Genomic DNA, 15,322 nt, shown 5'->3' with positions numbered 1-15,322 from the left:
AAAAGAGGGGAATGACTGACGTTATCATTCGCTTTTTAGAATGCTTTTTACATTCTCGTAGCGAGAATATTGATCTTCAGACAACGCTGCCGACTCGAGTGTTTCTCTGCATTTTTTGATGGCCAAAAGGGTACTAGGAAGCATAGGAGCGTTCGCTTTTCTGGCCCTTACTATTGCTTGGAGGTAATTAAGCGCGATAGAAGGGTTTTTTGGCATAACTTGAAATGCTTGAGCGAAAGTTGTGTAAGATTGCTCTAAATTTCCTCGTTTATACTGTGCAACGGCGGTGTTATTGAGCACTTTAGGGCTGAGCGAAATTGTTTCTTTTTCTTTTTTCTCTTGTTTTAAATAGGTCGCCACGAGATTGAGTTCGTCATTCGTCTCATTGTGCCTTGATGAAATGGCGTCCAAAATTGCAATAGACTCTTTTTTCATCCCCACTTCGTGAAGGGCTTTTGCTCTATCAAGCAGCGCTTCGGTAGAGTGGTGTTGGGCATGATCGGTATGAAAGTCTGACAAGAGCATCTGTGCCTTGACTGTATCGTCTTTCAAATAGTGGAGACGTGCGTCGATGACCGTTAGTTCATCGTTCAATAGCGCTTTTGGATGAGCCCTTTTCAACTGCCGCAAGAATTCACTGGTTTGTTTGACTATGCTATTTACGTGCTCGGGCTCAGATGTCATGGCAAAATCAACGCCTGCTCTCGCTGCAGTTAGATAAATATCTGGTTTATCGTGAATTGAGTTTTTTGCGTAGCGCACAACTTTTTTAGCACTGTTAAACTGACTCTCGTAATCGTGAGTGATACGCGCAAGGTTTATTGCGATCTGGTGCCTAGGGATGTTCTGAGGAGAAATATTGCATGCTAGTGACGTGCATTCTAGCGCGTCTTCAAACGCTGATCGCTTGATCTGTAATTTGGCGAGTAAGTCGTAAGCTTCTAATGCAGAGTCAGGGCGCAAAGCCAGTTGGATAACTTCTCTCTCGGCGTCGTCTAGTTCATTGAGTGCAAGCAGGCATTTTGCTATCCCCATTTTTGCCCAGCTAAAATCTTGAACGTTAATTATCGACTCAAAGAAGGCTACTGCCTCTTGATACCTTTCGGTGAAAATAAGTAAGTCGCCTTTAATCTTCATCGCAAGAGGAAAGTGCTCAGCGTGTTCAGGCTGTAATAAAAAAAACTCAATTTCGGCCAAGGCTTTTTCGTAGTCTTTTTTATCCATGAACGCGTAAATATTCTTAAGCGCTTTCTTTCTGGCTAAAACTCTGGAAAGTCGACGGTCTAGCTCGTTCACCGAAAAGGGCTTGGCAATAAATTCGTCGGGCTGTAATTCGATAATGGCATGGACGACATCTGCTGATGTATCTGCACTGGTAAAGATAAATGCACTGGTGAGAGGCAATAAGTAAGAATCGTTTAACTGCTCAAGTAAAAAATAACCACCTTGCTCAGAGCGTAAATTATAAGAGCAAATAACGGCATCATAATTGTGTTCTTGCAGAGCTGAAAGGGCATGAGAGGGTCTATCGACATAGTCCATATTCTTGAAACCTAACTGCTCGAGGGCGTAGTGCATATGGCTTTTTGCCAGCACCTGATCTTCAGCAATTAACAACTTAGTATTTCTAGCTAAGTGTAGTTTCATCAATTAGTAGCCTCTGAAACATGAGAACCCTCACTTCTCTTACCATATCATGGTAAGTACACCTTAAGTATAGTTCTTTATGAAGACTACCGCATAATGGAAGCTGCTCGTAGCTGAATTTCAGTACTGTTTAATAATAATGATTGCTGAATTTGGTGTAGGAGTAGCCAAAATGCTTTAACGTGACAACGACTAAGACAGAGTTACACTGCTGTGTTTCTAAAGATTGATACATTGAGAGGAGTGGTGGACGCTACTGGGCTTGAACCAGTGACCCTCGCCTTGTAAGGGCGATGCTCTCCCAACTGAGCTAAGCGTCCGTATTTTGGATTTCACTGTTTAACCACGGTGAGGAAGTGGTGGACGCTACTGGGCTTGAACCAGTGACCCTCGCCTTGTAAGGGCGATGCTCTCCCAACTGAGCTAAGCGTCCATATTTTGATTTCACTGTTTAACCACGGTGAGGAAGTGGTGGACGCTACTGGGCTTGAACCAGTGACCCTCGCCTTGTAAGGGCGATGCTCTCCCAACTGAGCTAAGCGTCCATATTTTAGATTTCACTGTTTAACCACGGCGAAGAAGTGGTGGACGCTACTGGGCTTGAACCAGTGACCCTCGCCTTGTAAGGGCGATGCTCTCCCAACTGAGCTAAGCGTCCATATTTCTTTAAAGCTTGCCTAAGCAAGTGGGGCGGTATTATAGAGTCGGTTCCGTTAGTGTCAACAATAAAATTAAAGAAAAATGACTGTATGCCCGAATTTTAGACACTCTGCCTGCAACTTAACTAAATTGATGAAAAGAACAGCGTTTTTTTAATGTCGTTTTGAATTCTTCTATATCCAAAAACTACAGCGTGGGTTTTTTGCATCGGTTGGAATTGGATTGGAATTGGACAGACACTTATTTAGCTCGACCAAAATAAGTGGATGGGAATTGAATTGGGGGATTGGAATTGGACAGACACTTATTTAGCTCGACCAAAATAAGTGAACGCGGAAGTGCTAGGTCTTAATACAAACTCATAATGGACACACACTAAGTCGTAATAATGAAAATGTGGACACCCACTTACTTATCGAAGAAAGGAAAGCGTAGTGGACACACACTCATTCATTTTAAAGAAGAAGTGGCAAGCTAGGTGGAAGCGCAAAGTGGACACCCACTCAGTTTTTCCAGTTGAGCGCTAGTAAAGCTAAACAAATAAAAGCGGCTCTTATATTTATGCTTGTATTACCAAGTGGGTTGTTACTTATAAAAACACAATGAAAAAACAAAGGAGGAAAAAGAAGAAGGGACCAGCGCTCATGTTAGCCCGATAGCGTTCGTGAAGAATCTTTCTTATTCAAACCACCTGCTCTTTTTGGACACCCACTTACTTTTCAAGCAATTACTCGTTCCGGCAATCTTTGAACGTGGGACTGTTATGAAATACCCCTGAGTGTGTGTCCACTTAAGCAAAAAAATCTAAAAAGTGAGTTTCAACAAAAAGTGTCTGTCCACTTTCTTTCACTTTCTTTTCCCTTCTATTCTCATCTTACTTTTGAAGTCGCGCGGACACTGGTAGAATGCGCCCATCTTTAGAAATACATTAACATTAGAGAGTGACCATGTCGGTTGTTACACGATTTGCACCCAGCCCAACAGGCTATCTTCACGTTGGTGGCGCACGAACTGCGCTTTATTCTTGGCTTCTTGCTAAAAGCAAAGGCGGCGAGTTTGTTCTTCGCATTGAAGATACAGATATCGAGCGTTCAACTGAAGAAGCTAAGCAGGCCATTCTAGACGGAATGCAATGGTTAGGTTTAACTTGGGATACGGGTCCAATTTATCAGACTGAGCGTTTCCATAGATATAAAGAACTCATTCAGCAGCTTTTGGATGAAGGTAAAGCGTATAAATGCTTTATGAGCTCTGAAGAGTTAGATGCAATTCGTGAAGCGCAAAAAGAACGTGGTGAGAAGCCTCGTTACCCAGGTACGTGGAGAGACCGAACGGATCACCCAGAAGGTCAGCCTTTTGTTATCCGCTTCAAAAACCCTCTAGAAGGCAAAGTGGTAATTAATGATCACGTTCGCGGAAAAATCGAGATTAGCAATACTGAGCTAGACGATCTTATTATTCAGCGCTCTGACGGTACCCCTACATATAACTTCTGTGTAGTTGTTGATGATTGGGATATGGGTATTACTCACGTAGTTCGTGGTGAAGACCATATTAATAACACGCCACGTCAAATCAATATTCTTGAAGCGCTTGGTGCACCTGTTCCAGAATATGCTCACGTTTCTATGATTTTGGGTGATGACGGCAAGAAGTTATCTAAGCGTCATGGCGCTGTAAGCGTGATGCAATATCGCGATGATGGTTTCCTACCGCAAGCTGTGCTTAATTACCTTGTTAGGTTGGGGTGGTCTCACGGCGACCAAGAAATTTTCTCAGTTGATGAAATGATTGAGAAATTCAGCTTAGATGCCATTGGGCAATCTGCATCGGCATTTAACACAGAAAAGCTAATCTGGTTGAATCAACACTACATTAAGACATTACCGGCAAGTGAAGTTGCGTCACACGCTAAATGGCACTTTGAAGAGTTGAATGTTGATTTAACGACAGGCCCAGCGCTTGAATCTATAATTGCTATTCAGGCCGATAGAGTAAAAACGCTTAAAGAATTAGCTGAGATTTCTACGTACTTTTATCAAGACTATGAAGATTTTGATGCCAACGCAGCAAAAAAACACCTTCGCCCAGTCGCTCGCGGCCCATTAGAGCTTGCTAAAGATAAATTAATGGCAATTGAAGAGTGGAACCCAGAAAATATTCAGGCTGCTATAAATAGTACAGCCGAAGAATTGGAAGTGGGCATGGGTAAAGTAGGTATGCCGCTGCGTGTAGCTGTAACAGGTGGTGGTAATTCACCGTCGTTAGATATCACGTTGAATCTTATCTCAAAAGAGAAAATTGGCGAGAGAATCGACAAAGCGCTTACTTTTATAGCAAACAGAGAAAATTCATAAAAAAAGCGTTGACATGACAGGGGGGGATGCCTAGAATGCGCCCCGCTGTCACGGAACAGTCACACAAAACGACTGGTACCATGATGGGGCCATAGCTCAGCTGGGAGAGCGCCTGCATGGCATGCAGGAGGTCGGCGGTTCGATCCCGCCTGGCTCCACCAAGTCACATTGAGATGTGGTTTGATATAGGCTGAAGTTGTTAACGCAGCTTCGGACTGAAAATTCGAAAGTTTAGTTTCGAAGAAAGAATTCAGTCCCCTTCGTCTAGAGGCCTAGGACACCGCCCTTTCACGGCGGTAACAGGGGTTCGAATCCCCTAGGGGACGCCATTTTGTCGCGTCACAGTCGATTAAAACTGTGAAATAGGCTGGAGTTGATTACTCAACTTCTGACTGGAAGTTTCGGTAGGCATAAGCTCGGTTAACGCTGTCTTATACTCACAGAAATTTGGTGAAGTACATCTTCACTAAAAGATTTTCAGTCCCCTTCGTCTAGAGGCCTAGGACACCGCCCTTTCACGGCGGTAACAGGGGTTCGAATCCCCTAGGGGACGCCATTTTATCGCGTCATAGTCGATTAAAACTGTGAAATAGGCTGGAGTTGATTATTCAACTTCTGACTGAAAGTTTCGGTAAGGATAAGCTCGGTTAACGCTGTCTTATACTTACAGAAATTTGGTGAAGTACATCTTCACTAAAAGATTTTCAGTCCCCTTCGTCTAGAGGCCTAGGACACCGCCCTTTCACGGCGGTAACAGGGGTTCGAATCCCCTAGGGGACGCCATTTTATCGCGTCACAGTCGATTAAAACTGTGAAATAGGCTGGAGTTGATTACTCAACTTCTGACTGAAAATTTCGGTAGGGATAAGCTCGGTAACGCTGTCTTATGCTCACAGAAATTTAGTGAAGTACATCTTCACTATAAGATTTTCAGTCCCCTTCGTCTAGAGGCCTAGGACACCGCCCTTTCACGGCGGTAACAGGGGTTCGAATCCCCTAGGGGACGCCATATCGAAAAAACCAGCCATCCGGCTGGTTTTTTTGTTTCTGGCTTAAAACTTTGTGGACAGACACTACAATTAAATCTGTAAGCAAATAGATGCAAAGCCATCTTAAGAAAGCTTCAGTGGACAGACACTCTTCTTTCCCTCTTTAAACCACCTACCTAGACATACACCGATCATTTTCATCGGAATTTGCAATTCTTACCAAAGAGGCGTCAACGCCTTCGCGCAAGTACTTTTCAGAGGTTCAATGCGTAAAGAACTCATGTCACAACCCTTTAAGAAACTTTTGTGTGATAGATACGTGAGCTTGTTGAACTGTTATGATCTAAAAAATACAAAAGAGGTGTTATATGCAGAATTATCCAATTGGAACTCCTGGTGAGCCGTGGGGCGAAGAAGAAAAAGCCCAATGGAAAGCACAGCAGACTGTGAAAAGAAGTTATCAGGAAGAAGTACTTAATAAACTCTTCAACATCATCCCTGAAGGCTTTGAGTTAAAGCAGTATGGCGCACTTCCTTACGATACAGCGCGTTACCCACTATATGTTGTCATTCCCAAGAGTTTTGACGCTGAAAAGCCGTCTGCACTCGTTACAGGCGGTGTTCACGGCTACGAAACCAGTGGTGTGCAAGGTGCGCTACAATTTATTGAAACAAAGCTGTCGGAATATGCTGACCACGTAAATATTGTCGTTGTGCCATGTGTAAGTCCCTGGGGCTACGAAACCATAAATCGATGGAATCCGCTGGCGTTAGATCCAAATCGCTCATTTTACAGTGATTCTCCTGCACCAGAGTCTGCTCAGCTTATGCAATTAGTATCTGATTTAGCGTTACCTTTTACGCTTCATATTGATTTGCATGAAACGACAGATACCGACAATAGTGAGTTTAGACCAGCACTGGCTGCGCGGGATGGGGTGACCCATGATAACTGGAACATTCCAGATGGTTTCTATACGGTTGCTAATACTCCAAGCCCACAAATAGAGTTTCAAAAAGCAGTTATTGATGCCGTGAAAAAAGTAACGCATATCGCGCCTGCCGATGAAAACGGAAAGATTATCGGTGCAGATGTGGTGAGTGAAGGTGTAATTTGCTACGACAAGAAGGCGTTGTATCTTTGTGGAGGTATGACAGATGCTAAGTATGTCACAACTACAGAAGTCTATCCTGATAGTAATAACGCGACACCCGAAAACTGTAACGATGCTCAGGTGGCCGCAATTTGCGCTGCACTCGATTATTTCAAATAGACGCTTGAACGTTTAGACGTCTAGATGTATATTTAAGCCTCTTTTTTAGGAGGCTCTTTGTGTTTACTTATTCTGCGGTTATTTACGACGGTAAAAAGCAAAATTTAGTGAGATATGACTGTGGGACAGACACTGAGTTTTCCTCATATCTTGAAGCGCGCTTTGGTTGTCACGTTTGTTTGTGGTCTAACAAAGAGCTATCTGAAGCTACAATGTCGGCTATCTCGGCTTCGCAAGAACAAAGTAAAGAAAAGCGGTTTGGATAAAACAAAAGCTTTATGAACTTAATATCTCCATGTGTTGCCACGTGCAAATTGACCGAAGAAGACATTTGCATTGGGTGTAAACGTACGATTGAAGAAATTATAAATTGGCGGACATACACAGATAATCAAAAAAAGGCAGTATTGATTCGCCTTGAAAATTTAGAAAAGGAAGCCGCTAGCCAGTCACAGCTTCGTAAATAGGCTGAATGCGGATTTCTATCAAAATTTCTCTATAAACGGACAGACACACAAGCTTTCTCCATTCGTACAAAATTAGAAGCCAGCATCATTCCCACATGAATTAAAGTGTTCAGCGGACAGACACTTACTAAATTTAAACAGCTGCAACCTAAAATAACCTCAAATACACCTTAAATAGACAGCCACAGAAGTTGAAAAACTAAGCATCAAATCCTGGCTGATATAAGTGCTTTTTGCTAAACTCCCGCGCCAATTTTATGTTCAATTAATCTGAGACGTTTGCAATGAAAGTAATGCTTGCCCCTATGGAGGGCGTTGTCGACCACTTAATGAGAGATATGCTCACTCGCGTGGGTGGTTTCGATCAGTGCGTTACTGAATTTGTAAGAGTGGTCGATCAAAAGTTACCAAAGAAAACGTTTTATAGACTTTGCCCTGAGCTTCACAATGGCGGCAAAACTCCGTCAGGAGTGCCTGTCCGAGTCCAATTATTAGGGCAACATCCACAGTGGCTTGCAGAGAATGCACAAACAGCGATAGAGCTGGGCTCTCCTGGTGTTGACCTAAATTTTGGTTGCCCTGCTAAAACAGTTAATAAGAGTAAGGGCGGGGCGGTGTTGTTGAAAGAGACCCAAACCCTTTACGACATTGTGAAAGCTGTAAGGGACGCTGTTCCAGCAGAAATTCCAGTTTCAGCCAAAATCAGACTAGGTTTTGAAGACAAGTCTTTAGCTATCGACAATGCAATTGCAATTACGGAAGCAGGCGCCTCTGAACTCGTTGTTCATGCACGAACCAAAACAGAAGGTTATAAGCCGCCGGCTTATTGGGACTGGATAGCGAAGATAAAGCAACACACCGATATTCCACTCGTTGCAAATGGTGAAATTTGGAACGCTGAAGACGCTAAGCGCTGTCAAAGCCAATCTGAGTGTACTAACTTAATGATAGGACGAGGTGCATTAGCAATGCCTAATCTGGCGCTGAGTATTAAAGAGGGCGTAGCACCTATGCAATGGTCTGAACTGGCTGCATTGCTGATACAGTACTCTGGCTACGAAATTTTTGGTGACAAGGGCAAATATTACCCCAATCGAATTAAGCAATGGTGCGGCTATCTGAAAAGACAATACGCTGAAGCTGAAGTTCTATTCAACGACATAAGGCGCCTTACAAAATCTCAGGACATTGTTGATGTGCTTGCGCGCCAAGCCAATATTTGACCAAGCATCTTTGCAATGTCGCTTGAGGTTCAAGACAAATACCTTTGGGCATTTGCAACGTTCGGACGACATGTTCTTTGGCAACATCTGGCGAAATTCTCCATCATTTCTGGGCAACCGACTGGCCCCGTAAATAGTGTTTCAAAATTACTGGTTACTAGCTGCCAGTTCTCTTTTGTCATTCCAAGCTTACTTAGCAAGCTGTTAGGAAGCTTTGGGACTTTGCAGGTATCGTTATTAATCTCCGCATTCATCGTATCAGTGATAAGCTGCAAATAATCGGTAAATGCGAAGGGCAACGGCACTGTGTTCTTGTGGTGACTATCGCTAAAGGGCATCAAAAACTTAGGCGTTTTATTCGAGCGTTTGGCATTCAACCGATATTGGATACTAGTATGGTGAGAGTTGCTTAGCGTCGTCGCTATTTTTGCTCGAATGGGATTTAAATCGACGTAAGCCATTACACTGGCCAGTGCTTTCTCATCGAGTATAGCTTGTGACCTAAACCTTCTTTCCCAGAAATAGCCCTTACATTCATCTTCTTTGTTAGCTCTTCGAGCAATATATTCATTGAGCATACGCATAAACCAGCTGATGCTTTGAAGTCGCTCTCGATATAAAACAGATAATGATTTCAATTCAGCAAGTTCTTCTGACGTTACAGAATCAAAGTTTTCTAAATATCGCTGCACTACGGGCGGGCATTTATAAAACATCCTCCACCGAAGCAAGACCTCATCCATCGTCCAGCCTTCAGCTCTGCCTTTTGCTATATGCAATACCACATGAATGTGATTGTGCATAACAGAGTATGCGCACAAGTCGATGGCAAAAGCCTGCGAGAGCTTATGGAGCCTGTCTTGAATCCACTTCCTTCTATGCTCGTAGTTAATGCCAGTGCGAGCATCGCGACCACAAAGGTAAGATTGCCTCACGCAGCGAGAAATACAGTGGTAATAAGGCGTAACATCGGTGTTTATCTGTTTGTAACGAGGTAAAGGCATATCCGTATCCCATAGTTATTTATTAGCATTATGAGATTTACCGCGTCAATTTTAAGTGGTCTTTGGGACAGTTTTAGGGACGGTTATTTCTCATGAGTGCTCTTTCAATCAAATCTCAGAACTGGCAATCGTGGACAGACACTCGAATTTCATAACGGATAGACGTCAATCGTTAGGTCAATTTGACCCAAAAGAAAAAGGACAGACACCCTTATTCACCGGGTGTCTGTCCTTTCTAATTTCCTTATTGCAAAAACGCCTCTACTAGCTAGAGAACTAAGCAAAAATACTAACGAGTGTCTGTCCCTAACAATTTAATTCAAAGGGCAAATTATACAAACACGTCAACCCTAGAACCCACACGCCCATCGCTAGCGCTTGAGGTCTTTTGTGTGCTCTGGGGCTGAGACTCGCGACTTTCTTGCACATTACGCGGCTCAACCTGTTGAGTAGGTCGCTGAGGCGATTCTATGACAGTGGAAACAGGAGACGAATTAACAGAAGAAACGTCCATAAACAAACCTCGTATTTAAAAAATCACTCAATAAGATTAGCACAATTATTGAGCGCTAAGAATTAAACTTCTTAAGTGTCTGTCCATAAAATTAGCGATCAAAGGCTGTGCCTCAGCATTGGGATGTATACCATCGTTTTGCATCAAGTCCTTATTTAGCGCTATTTCTTCAAGGAAAAAGGGGATCTTTTGCACGTCCTGAGTTTCCGCTACTTTATTGAAGTTTTGAGTAAACATCTGTGTGTAGCGTTTGCCGTAATTAGAAGGAATTTGCATTTCTTGCAGAAACACGACGGCATTACTCTCCTTCGCAACACTGACGAGAGAATCTAAATTATCCCTAATCTTACCGATATTATGGCCCTGAAGGCCGTCATTACCGCCAAGTTCAATTAATACATGGGTAGGGTTGTGCTGCTCTAATAAACGGGGAAATCGCGCTAAACCACCGTCAGTAGTCTCTCCGCTTACCGCAGCATTTACAATATCAATCGGAATGTTGTCGTCTTGCCACATCTTTTGTAACAAACTGACCCAACCCTCATGTTGCTGTAATCCATAAGCCGCGGATAAACTGTCACCTAAAATAAGTAAAACCGCATTTTCGCTTGTGTCGCTCTGCTCGGCTTGATCTGATAGCGCTTGAAAGGGTATTAAAAGAATAAGTAAAAAAGCGAACAAATAACGAAATTTAACAAACACGAATTGATGACCTCTTATGATAAAAGCTAATGCTGTAACCAAAGTAGTGGATACGAGTGAAGGTTCACTGCAGATCCTTCGTCCTATTTCTTTTGAAGTCAAGTCTGGTGAGTCCGTTGCCGTTATTGGTGCGTCAGGCTCGGGTAAGTCAACCCTATTGGGTTTGTTGGCAGGGCTCGACCAAGTTACAGAAGGAGAAATTTTCTTAGATGGCGAAGCACTTCATAGCATGAATGAAGAAGAGCGCGCTATTTTAAGAGGAAATAAAGTAGGCTTCATTTTCCAAAGCTTTATGTTAGTTCAAAGCTTAACAGCCTTAGAAAACGTGATGCTACCGGCAGAAATTGCAGGGCTTGATAACCCAAAGGCACTAGCTTTGGATATTCTAGAGCAAGTCGGTTTGAAACATCGCGCGCATCATTTCCCTAATCAGTTATCGGGGGGCGAGCAGCAGCGCGTTGCCATCGCGCGAGCATTTATTACCTCTCCCAAAATTCTTTTCGCCGATGAGCCTACCGGCAATCTAGACGCCAAAAATAGTGAAAAAATCGAAGCGCTGTTGTTCGAGATGAATAGAGAAAAAGGCACAACTCTCGTACTCGTAACTCATGATAACGAGCTTGCGGAACATTGTGACAGGCAACTCACTATGAATGCTGGAGAACTCATTGAAACAACCGGCGCGAACACGATGAATAAAAAAGAGGCAGTTTAGATGTCGACGTCTTTTAATTTAGCTTGGCGGCTTTTCAAGCATGAGGCTAGACGTGGTGAACTGACCATCATATTGCTGGCCATTGTGCTATCTGTGGCCGCCGTATTGTCGTTGTCACTTTTTAGCGAGCGTTTACAGGGCGCACTAAAGTCTCGCTCTGCAGCATTTATTGCAGCAGATGCTCAACTTCGTTCAGATGACCCTATAAACGAGGAGTGGTTAGCTAGAGCCCAAGAAGAGGGCCTTGCGACGGCAAAGCAGGTGGCAACACGCTCGATGGTATTTAAAGGCGACGAGATGTCGCTTGTCGATTTACGCGCTGTGAATAACGCTTATCCGCTGAAAGGAACAGTCAGTATTACTGACCAGCCGTTTGGGGAAAAACGTACTACCGCGGAATTACCGCAATCTGGCGAAGCCTGGGTACAGTCTCGGCTCTTTCAAAGCTTAGGACTTTCTATTGGCGATAGTATTGAAATTGGCGATGGCACGTTTGTCGTCACCCATGTGCTGGTGGATATTCCAGATGCTGGCTTTAGTGTGTTTAATACCGACCCCATTGCGCTCATTAACCTAGATGACTTGGAGCAAACTGCGATAACCGGGCCTGGGAGCCGCGCTCGTTATGTGGGCTTTTTTGCCGGTGATGCCGGTGACATAGAAAACTTCAATACCTGGTTATTGCCCCAATTAAACGATGATCTACACTCGTGGCGGACAGTCGAAGATGACGAGTCAGCGATAGGGCGTTCTGTCGCCAGTGCTGAGCGCTATTTTCTGTTGGCAAGCTTGTTAGCAATAGTATTAGCGGCAGTCTCCATTGCCGTTGCTGCTCAGCGTTATGCTCAGCGACACTTTGACCCGGTCGCAATAATGAAAACCTTGGGTGCAACCAGCAGCACTATCCGAAAAGTCTATTTGTTCCAAATTTTATTTATCACTGGGCTGGGCATTTTTATCGGCCTTGTTATTGGTTTTATCGGCCAGCAAGTGGTGGTTTCACTTGTAGCGGATAAAGTGGATGTGTCCCTCGACGTATGGCATTGGCGCCCGCTTTTAATCGCCGTAGCTACAGGCGCTACCTGCGCTTTGCTCTTTTCCTTGTACCCACTCTTACAGCTGTTTTCAGTCCCCCCGCTTCGCGTATTGAGAAAGGATATCTCGGCAAATCTACGCTCAAGAAGCATCCAGTTCGTGGCTTCTGGAGGCGCGATATTTTTACTGATGTGGATGTATAGCCGTGATTTGAAAATTAGCGCTATTCTTTTTGTGTCTGGCGCTGCCCTGGTGCTTGGATTGCTTGGTGCTACGTATATCTTAATTGCTGTGGGACGCAAGTTGGGCAGTGGAAGAATGGGGGCGTGGCAGTTGGCATGGGCACGTATTAAGAGACGTGCAATGGACAACAGTGTGCAGCTTATTAGCTTTTCCGTCACCATTATGTTGCTTTTAGTGGTGCTGGTAATGCGCAACGATATGGTTTCACAATGGCGCTCGCAATTGCCAGAAGGTACACCGAATTACTTCTTAATTAACATTACGCCGGATATTCAACCCGAGTTGGACAGACACTTCGCTGACAATGGCGTAAAAATTGAAGAGTTTTATCCTGTCATTCGAGGCCGATTTGTTTCGGTAAATGGAGAAGGGGTAAACACCGAGGTTTCTAAAGAAGATGAGCCGAATCGAGAAGGCCGAAGAGGTTTAGGCAGAGAAGCAAACCTAACTTGGAGCAACGCGCTTCAAAAAGAAAACGAGGTCATTGACGGGAACTGGCATGGCGATGAGGATAAACAATACAGCGAAGGATGGTTCCCGGTTTCCGTTGAAGAAGGCGTTGCAGAAAGGTTGAACATTAAAATGGGCGATCGGCTTACTTTTAATGTGGGAAGCGAGATTGTCGAAACGAAAGTAACGAGTATTCGTACTGTGAATTGGCAGACTATGCAGCCTAACTTTTTCTTCGTTATTCACCCTGAGGCAATGGCCGCATTTAGCCCAACTTATATTACTAGTTTCTACCTTCCTACCGAGAGAAAGGCAGAGTTAACTAACCTACTTAAACCGTTTGCATCAATAACTATGTTCGACGTTGATGCTCGAATTAATCAGTTGCGAGAGATTGTGGATCAGGTGTCTGTTGCCGTTGAATTTATTTTGGTGCTGGTATTGTTAGCGGGCAGTCTGGTATTGATTGCACAAGTACAGGCGAGCATGGATGAACGCAGACAGGAAATAGCGATACTTCGAACGCTCGGTGCAAAGGGGGCGTTGATAAGAAAAAGTGTTATTTTTGAGTTTGTTATCATTGGTGTAGTAGCAGGCTTTATGGCAGCGATGGCCAATGAGTTGAGCCTTTATTTACTTCAAACCTCTGTATTCCAAATGGAAGCAAGCTTACACCCTGAATACTGGGCAATAGCGCCAAGCGTTGGCGCTGTCGTTGTAGGCATACTAGGTGCGTTTGGATGCTGGCGTTTACTTACGCTTAATACCGGTCAGATGCTGCGGAACATGGTTTAGGTATTCTTGTGTTAGTTTAAAATGCGCTTTAATACAAAACGGACAGACACTTAAATAAGCGCCGTTTAAATTTGATGAAGTGGACAGACACTCATTGGCACTGAGTGTCTGTCCACTGCGAAGATTATGTTCACTGTAACGCTTACCGCAAAGTTCCCTAATCACGAAAGAATGGTTTTCGCTAAGAGTTTAAGAAGTACTCTGGTTTGAGAGTGGATAGAAGTTTTTGAATTTTGTGATTGAGCCGAGTGCCCAGCAATACTGCTGCGCAATAAATGTGGACACACACTTGCTTAGCAATTCAAGTGTCTGTCCACAAAGTACATAACGAATTTTAGTAATTCTATTAAGCGCGATATATCTCACTTAACGCCTTGTCGATAGAAGGGAATTCGAAACTGAAGCCGGCAGTAGTAAGCTTTTGAGGAATGACTCTCTGCCCCTCAAGTATCATCGTCGATGATTCGCCCATGGCGACTTTCATAACAAAGCCCGGGACATTGAACAGGCAAGGCCGGCTAAGTGATTTTGCGAGCGCTTTAGAGAACTCCTTGTTCGTGACTGGTTCCGGTGCCGTTAAATTAAATGCACCAGAACATGCGCTATTTTCTAGCAAGAATGAGATAGCTCGCACCATGTCTTGTAAGTGGATCCAAGCCAAATACTGACTTCCACTCCCAAGTGTACCTCCGCCCCCTAATTTAAACGGTAGTGCCATTTTCCCTAGTGCGCCACCTTTTTCGGTGAGAACAACACCAGTTCGAAGCGTTACTACACGAGTCTTAGCTTGATCTACACTTTGGGCGATGGCCTCCCATTTAGCACACAGTTCATGGGTGAACTCGTTATGAGGAGAGGTTTCTTCAGTTACAATCTTGTCTCCGTGATTGCCGTAGTAACCAATCGCAGAGCCCGATAAGAAAACGGACGGAGGCGTATCACAGCTATTTATTTTTGAGACAAGCTCAGAAGTGATATCCCAGCGACTATCGCAAATCTTTTTCTTTTGAGTGTCTGTCCAGCGCTTATCGGCGATAGGCTCGCCAGCTAAATTAATTACTGCGTCGAAACTTTCAAAATTTTCTATCGAAGAAACGTTCTCGACGATTTTGACGTTATCCCCCAATTTGCTCTTTGCCTTTGCAAAGCCGCGAGAAATCACCGTGAATTCATGTTCTCGAGAATATTGACGAATAAATTCGCTACCTATCAGCCCTGTTCCACCGGTCAAAAGAATGTTCACAATT

The 15,322-nt window shown here is 43.9% G+C and carries 12 protein-coding genes and 9 tRNA genes; 12 read left to right on the top strand and 9 right to left on the bottom strand.

Annotation, left to right across the window (positions count from 1 at the left end; all coding sequences use genetic code 11):
- Positions 1-24: 24 nt before the first annotated feature.
- From AC27KT_RS00225 to AC27KT_RS00205, 5 genes are all read right to left on the bottom strand, one after another.
- Positions 25-1,647: a response regulator gene (locus AC27KT_RS00225; RefSeq protein ID WP_487126401.1), complete on the bottom strand. Its 1,623-nt coding sequence runs from the start codon at positions 1,645-1,647 to the stop codon at positions 25-27.
- Positions 1,648-1,891: 244 nt separating this feature from the next.
- Positions 1,892-1,967 (bottom strand) — tRNA-Val (locus AC27KT_RS00220).
- A 37-nt stretch (positions 1,968-2,004) separates the two neighbouring features.
- Positions 2,005-2,080: transfer RNA gene (locus AC27KT_RS00215), tRNA-Val, on the bottom strand.
- Positions 2,081-2,116: 36 nt separating this feature from the next.
- Positions 2,117-2,192 (bottom strand) — tRNA-Val (locus AC27KT_RS00210).
- 37 nt (positions 2,193-2,229) lie between these two features.
- A tRNA-Val gene (locus tag AC27KT_RS00205) sits at positions 2,230-2,305 on the bottom strand.
- 949 nt (positions 2,306-3,254) lie between these two features.
- On the opposite strand from AC27KT_RS00205, the gene gltX reads away from it, so the two are divergent.
- From gltX to AC27KT_RS00155, 10 genes are all read left to right on the top strand, one after another.
- Positions 3,255-4,664 (top strand): glutamate--tRNA ligase, encoded by a 1,410-nt coding sequence (gene gltX, locus AC27KT_RS00200; protein ID WP_487126399.1) that lies wholly within the window; start codon positions 3,255-3,257, stop codon positions 4,662-4,664.
- Positions 4,665-4,749: 85 nt separating this feature from the next.
- Positions 4,750-4,825: transfer RNA gene (locus tag AC27KT_RS00195), tRNA-Ala, on the top strand.
- A gap of 92 nt (positions 4,826-4,917) precedes the next feature.
- Positions 4,918-4,993: transfer RNA gene (locus AC27KT_RS00190), tRNA-Glu, on the top strand.
- A 151-nt stretch (positions 4,994-5,144) separates the two neighbouring features.
- Positions 5,145-5,220, top strand: a tRNA-Glu gene (locus tag AC27KT_RS00185).
- A 151-nt stretch (positions 5,221-5,371) separates the two neighbouring features.
- A tRNA-Glu gene (locus tag AC27KT_RS00180) sits at positions 5,372-5,447 on the top strand.
- A gap of 150 nt (positions 5,448-5,597) precedes the next feature.
- A tRNA-Glu gene (locus AC27KT_RS00175) sits at positions 5,598-5,673 on the top strand.
- A gap of 348 nt (positions 5,674-6,021) precedes the next feature.
- The gene (locus AC27KT_RS00170; RefSeq protein WP_487126397.1) at positions 6,022-6,927 is read left to right on the top strand and encodes a M14 family metallopeptidase; all 906 of its coding nucleotides are present in this window, start codon (positions 6,022-6,024) and stop codon (positions 6,925-6,927) included.
- Positions 6,928-6,986: 59 nt separating this feature from the next.
- Positions 6,987-7,193 (top strand): hypothetical protein, encoded by a 207-nt coding sequence (locus AC27KT_RS00165; RefSeq protein ID WP_487126395.1) that lies wholly within the window; start codon positions 6,987-6,989, stop codon positions 7,191-7,193.
- Positions 7,194-7,205: 12 nt separating this feature from the next.
- The gene (locus tag AC27KT_RS00160) at positions 7,206-7,394 is read left to right on the top strand and encodes a DUF1289 domain-containing protein (RefSeq protein WP_487126393.1); all 189 of its coding nucleotides are present in this window, start codon (positions 7,206-7,208) and stop codon (positions 7,392-7,394) included.
- Positions 7,395-7,678: 284 nt separating this feature from the next.
- Positions 7,679-8,617 carry a tRNA-dihydrouridine synthase gene (locus AC27KT_RS00155; protein ID WP_487126391.1) on the top strand — a complete coding sequence of 313 codons (939 nt, stop codon included), beginning with the start codon at positions 7,679-7,681 and terminating at the stop codon, positions 8,615-8,617.
- A 29-nt stretch (positions 8,618-8,646) separates the two neighbouring features.
- On the opposite strand, the gene AC27KT_RS00150 is transcribed toward AC27KT_RS00155, so the two are convergent.
- The 3 genes from AC27KT_RS00150 to AC27KT_RS00140 form a co-directional block, all read right to left on the bottom strand.
- Complete coding sequence (locus tag AC27KT_RS00150) at positions 8,647-9,621, bottom strand: transposase (protein ID WP_487126389.1); 975 nt, start codon at positions 9,619-9,621, stop codon at positions 8,647-8,649.
- A gap of 331 nt (positions 9,622-9,952) precedes the next feature.
- On the bottom strand, positions 9,953-10,135 hold the full coding sequence (locus AC27KT_RS00145; RefSeq protein WP_487126387.1) for a hypothetical protein: 183 nt from the start codon (positions 10,133-10,135) through the stop codon (positions 9,953-9,955).
- A 45-nt stretch (positions 10,136-10,180) separates the two neighbouring features.
- Positions 10,181-10,837, bottom strand: coding sequence for an arylesterase (locus AC27KT_RS00140; RefSeq protein ID WP_487126385.1), 657 nt, complete (start codon positions 10,835-10,837; stop codon positions 10,181-10,183).
- A gap of 16 nt (positions 10,838-10,853) precedes the next feature.
- Between AC27KT_RS00140 and AC27KT_RS00135 the strand changes: the two genes are divergently transcribed.
- Together AC27KT_RS00135 and AC27KT_RS00130 are read left to right on the top strand one after the other, a co-directional pair.
- Positions 10,854-11,552: an ABC transporter ATP-binding protein gene (locus tag AC27KT_RS00135; RefSeq protein ID WP_487126383.1), complete on the top strand. Its 699-nt coding sequence runs from the start codon at positions 10,854-10,856 to the stop codon at positions 11,550-11,552.
- Positions 11,553-14,075 carry an ABC transporter permease gene (locus AC27KT_RS00130; RefSeq protein WP_487126381.1) on the top strand — a complete coding sequence of 841 codons (2,523 nt, stop codon included), beginning with the start codon at positions 11,553-11,555 and terminating at the stop codon, positions 14,073-14,075.
- 346 nt (positions 14,076-14,421) lie between these two features.
- Here AC27KT_RS00130 and AC27KT_RS00125 read toward each other — a convergent pair whose 3' ends face one another.
- Entirely contained in the window at positions 14,422-15,318 is an 897-nt protein-coding gene (locus AC27KT_RS00125; RefSeq protein WP_487126379.1) for a TIGR01777 family oxidoreductase, read from the bottom strand.
- Positions 15,319-15,322 lie beyond the last annotated feature (4 nt).

It is taken from the genome of Alteromonas sp. 5NW40-0090 (assembly GCF_057552975.1).
The sequence above is the reverse complement of the archived record's forward strand: the minus strand, read 5'-3'. Positions and strand labels throughout refer to the sequence as shown.

What these genes read in the sequence shown, in the direction of transcription:
- AC27KT_RS00225 (WP_487126401.1), bottom strand. Translation starts at nt 1,647, where the DNA reads ATGAAACTACACTTAGCTAGAAATACTAAGTTGTTAATTGCTGAAGAT.
- gltX (WP_487126399.1), top strand. Translation starts at nt 3,255, where the DNA reads ATGTCGGTTGTTACACGATTTGCACCCAGCCCAACAGGCTATCTTCAC.
- AC27KT_RS00170 (WP_487126397.1), top strand. Translation starts at nt 6,022, where the DNA reads ATGCAGAATTATCCAATTGGAACTCCTGGTGAGCCGTGGGGCGAAGAA.
- AC27KT_RS00160 (WP_487126393.1), top strand. Translation starts at nt 7,206, where the DNA reads ATGAACTTAATATCTCCATGTGTTGCCACGTGCAAATTGACCGAAGAA.
- AC27KT_RS00155 (WP_487126391.1), top strand. Translation starts at nt 7,679, where the DNA reads ATGAAAGTAATGCTTGCCCCTATGGAGGGCGTTGTCGACCACTTAATG.
- AC27KT_RS00150 (WP_487126389.1), bottom strand. Translation starts at nt 9,621, where the DNA reads ATGCCTTTACCTCGTTACAAACAGATAAACACCGATGTTACGCCTTAT.
- AC27KT_RS00145 (WP_487126387.1), bottom strand. Translation starts at nt 10,135, where the DNA reads ATGGACGTTTCTTCTGTTAATTCGTCTCCTGTTTCCACTGTCATAGAA.
- AC27KT_RS00135 (WP_487126383.1), top strand. Translation starts at nt 10,854, where the DNA reads ATGATAAAAGCTAATGCTGTAACCAAAGTAGTGGATACGAGTGAAGGT.
- AC27KT_RS00130 (WP_487126381.1), top strand. Translation starts at nt 11,553, where the DNA reads ATGTCGACGTCTTTTAATTTAGCTTGGCGGCTTTTCAAGCATGAGGCT.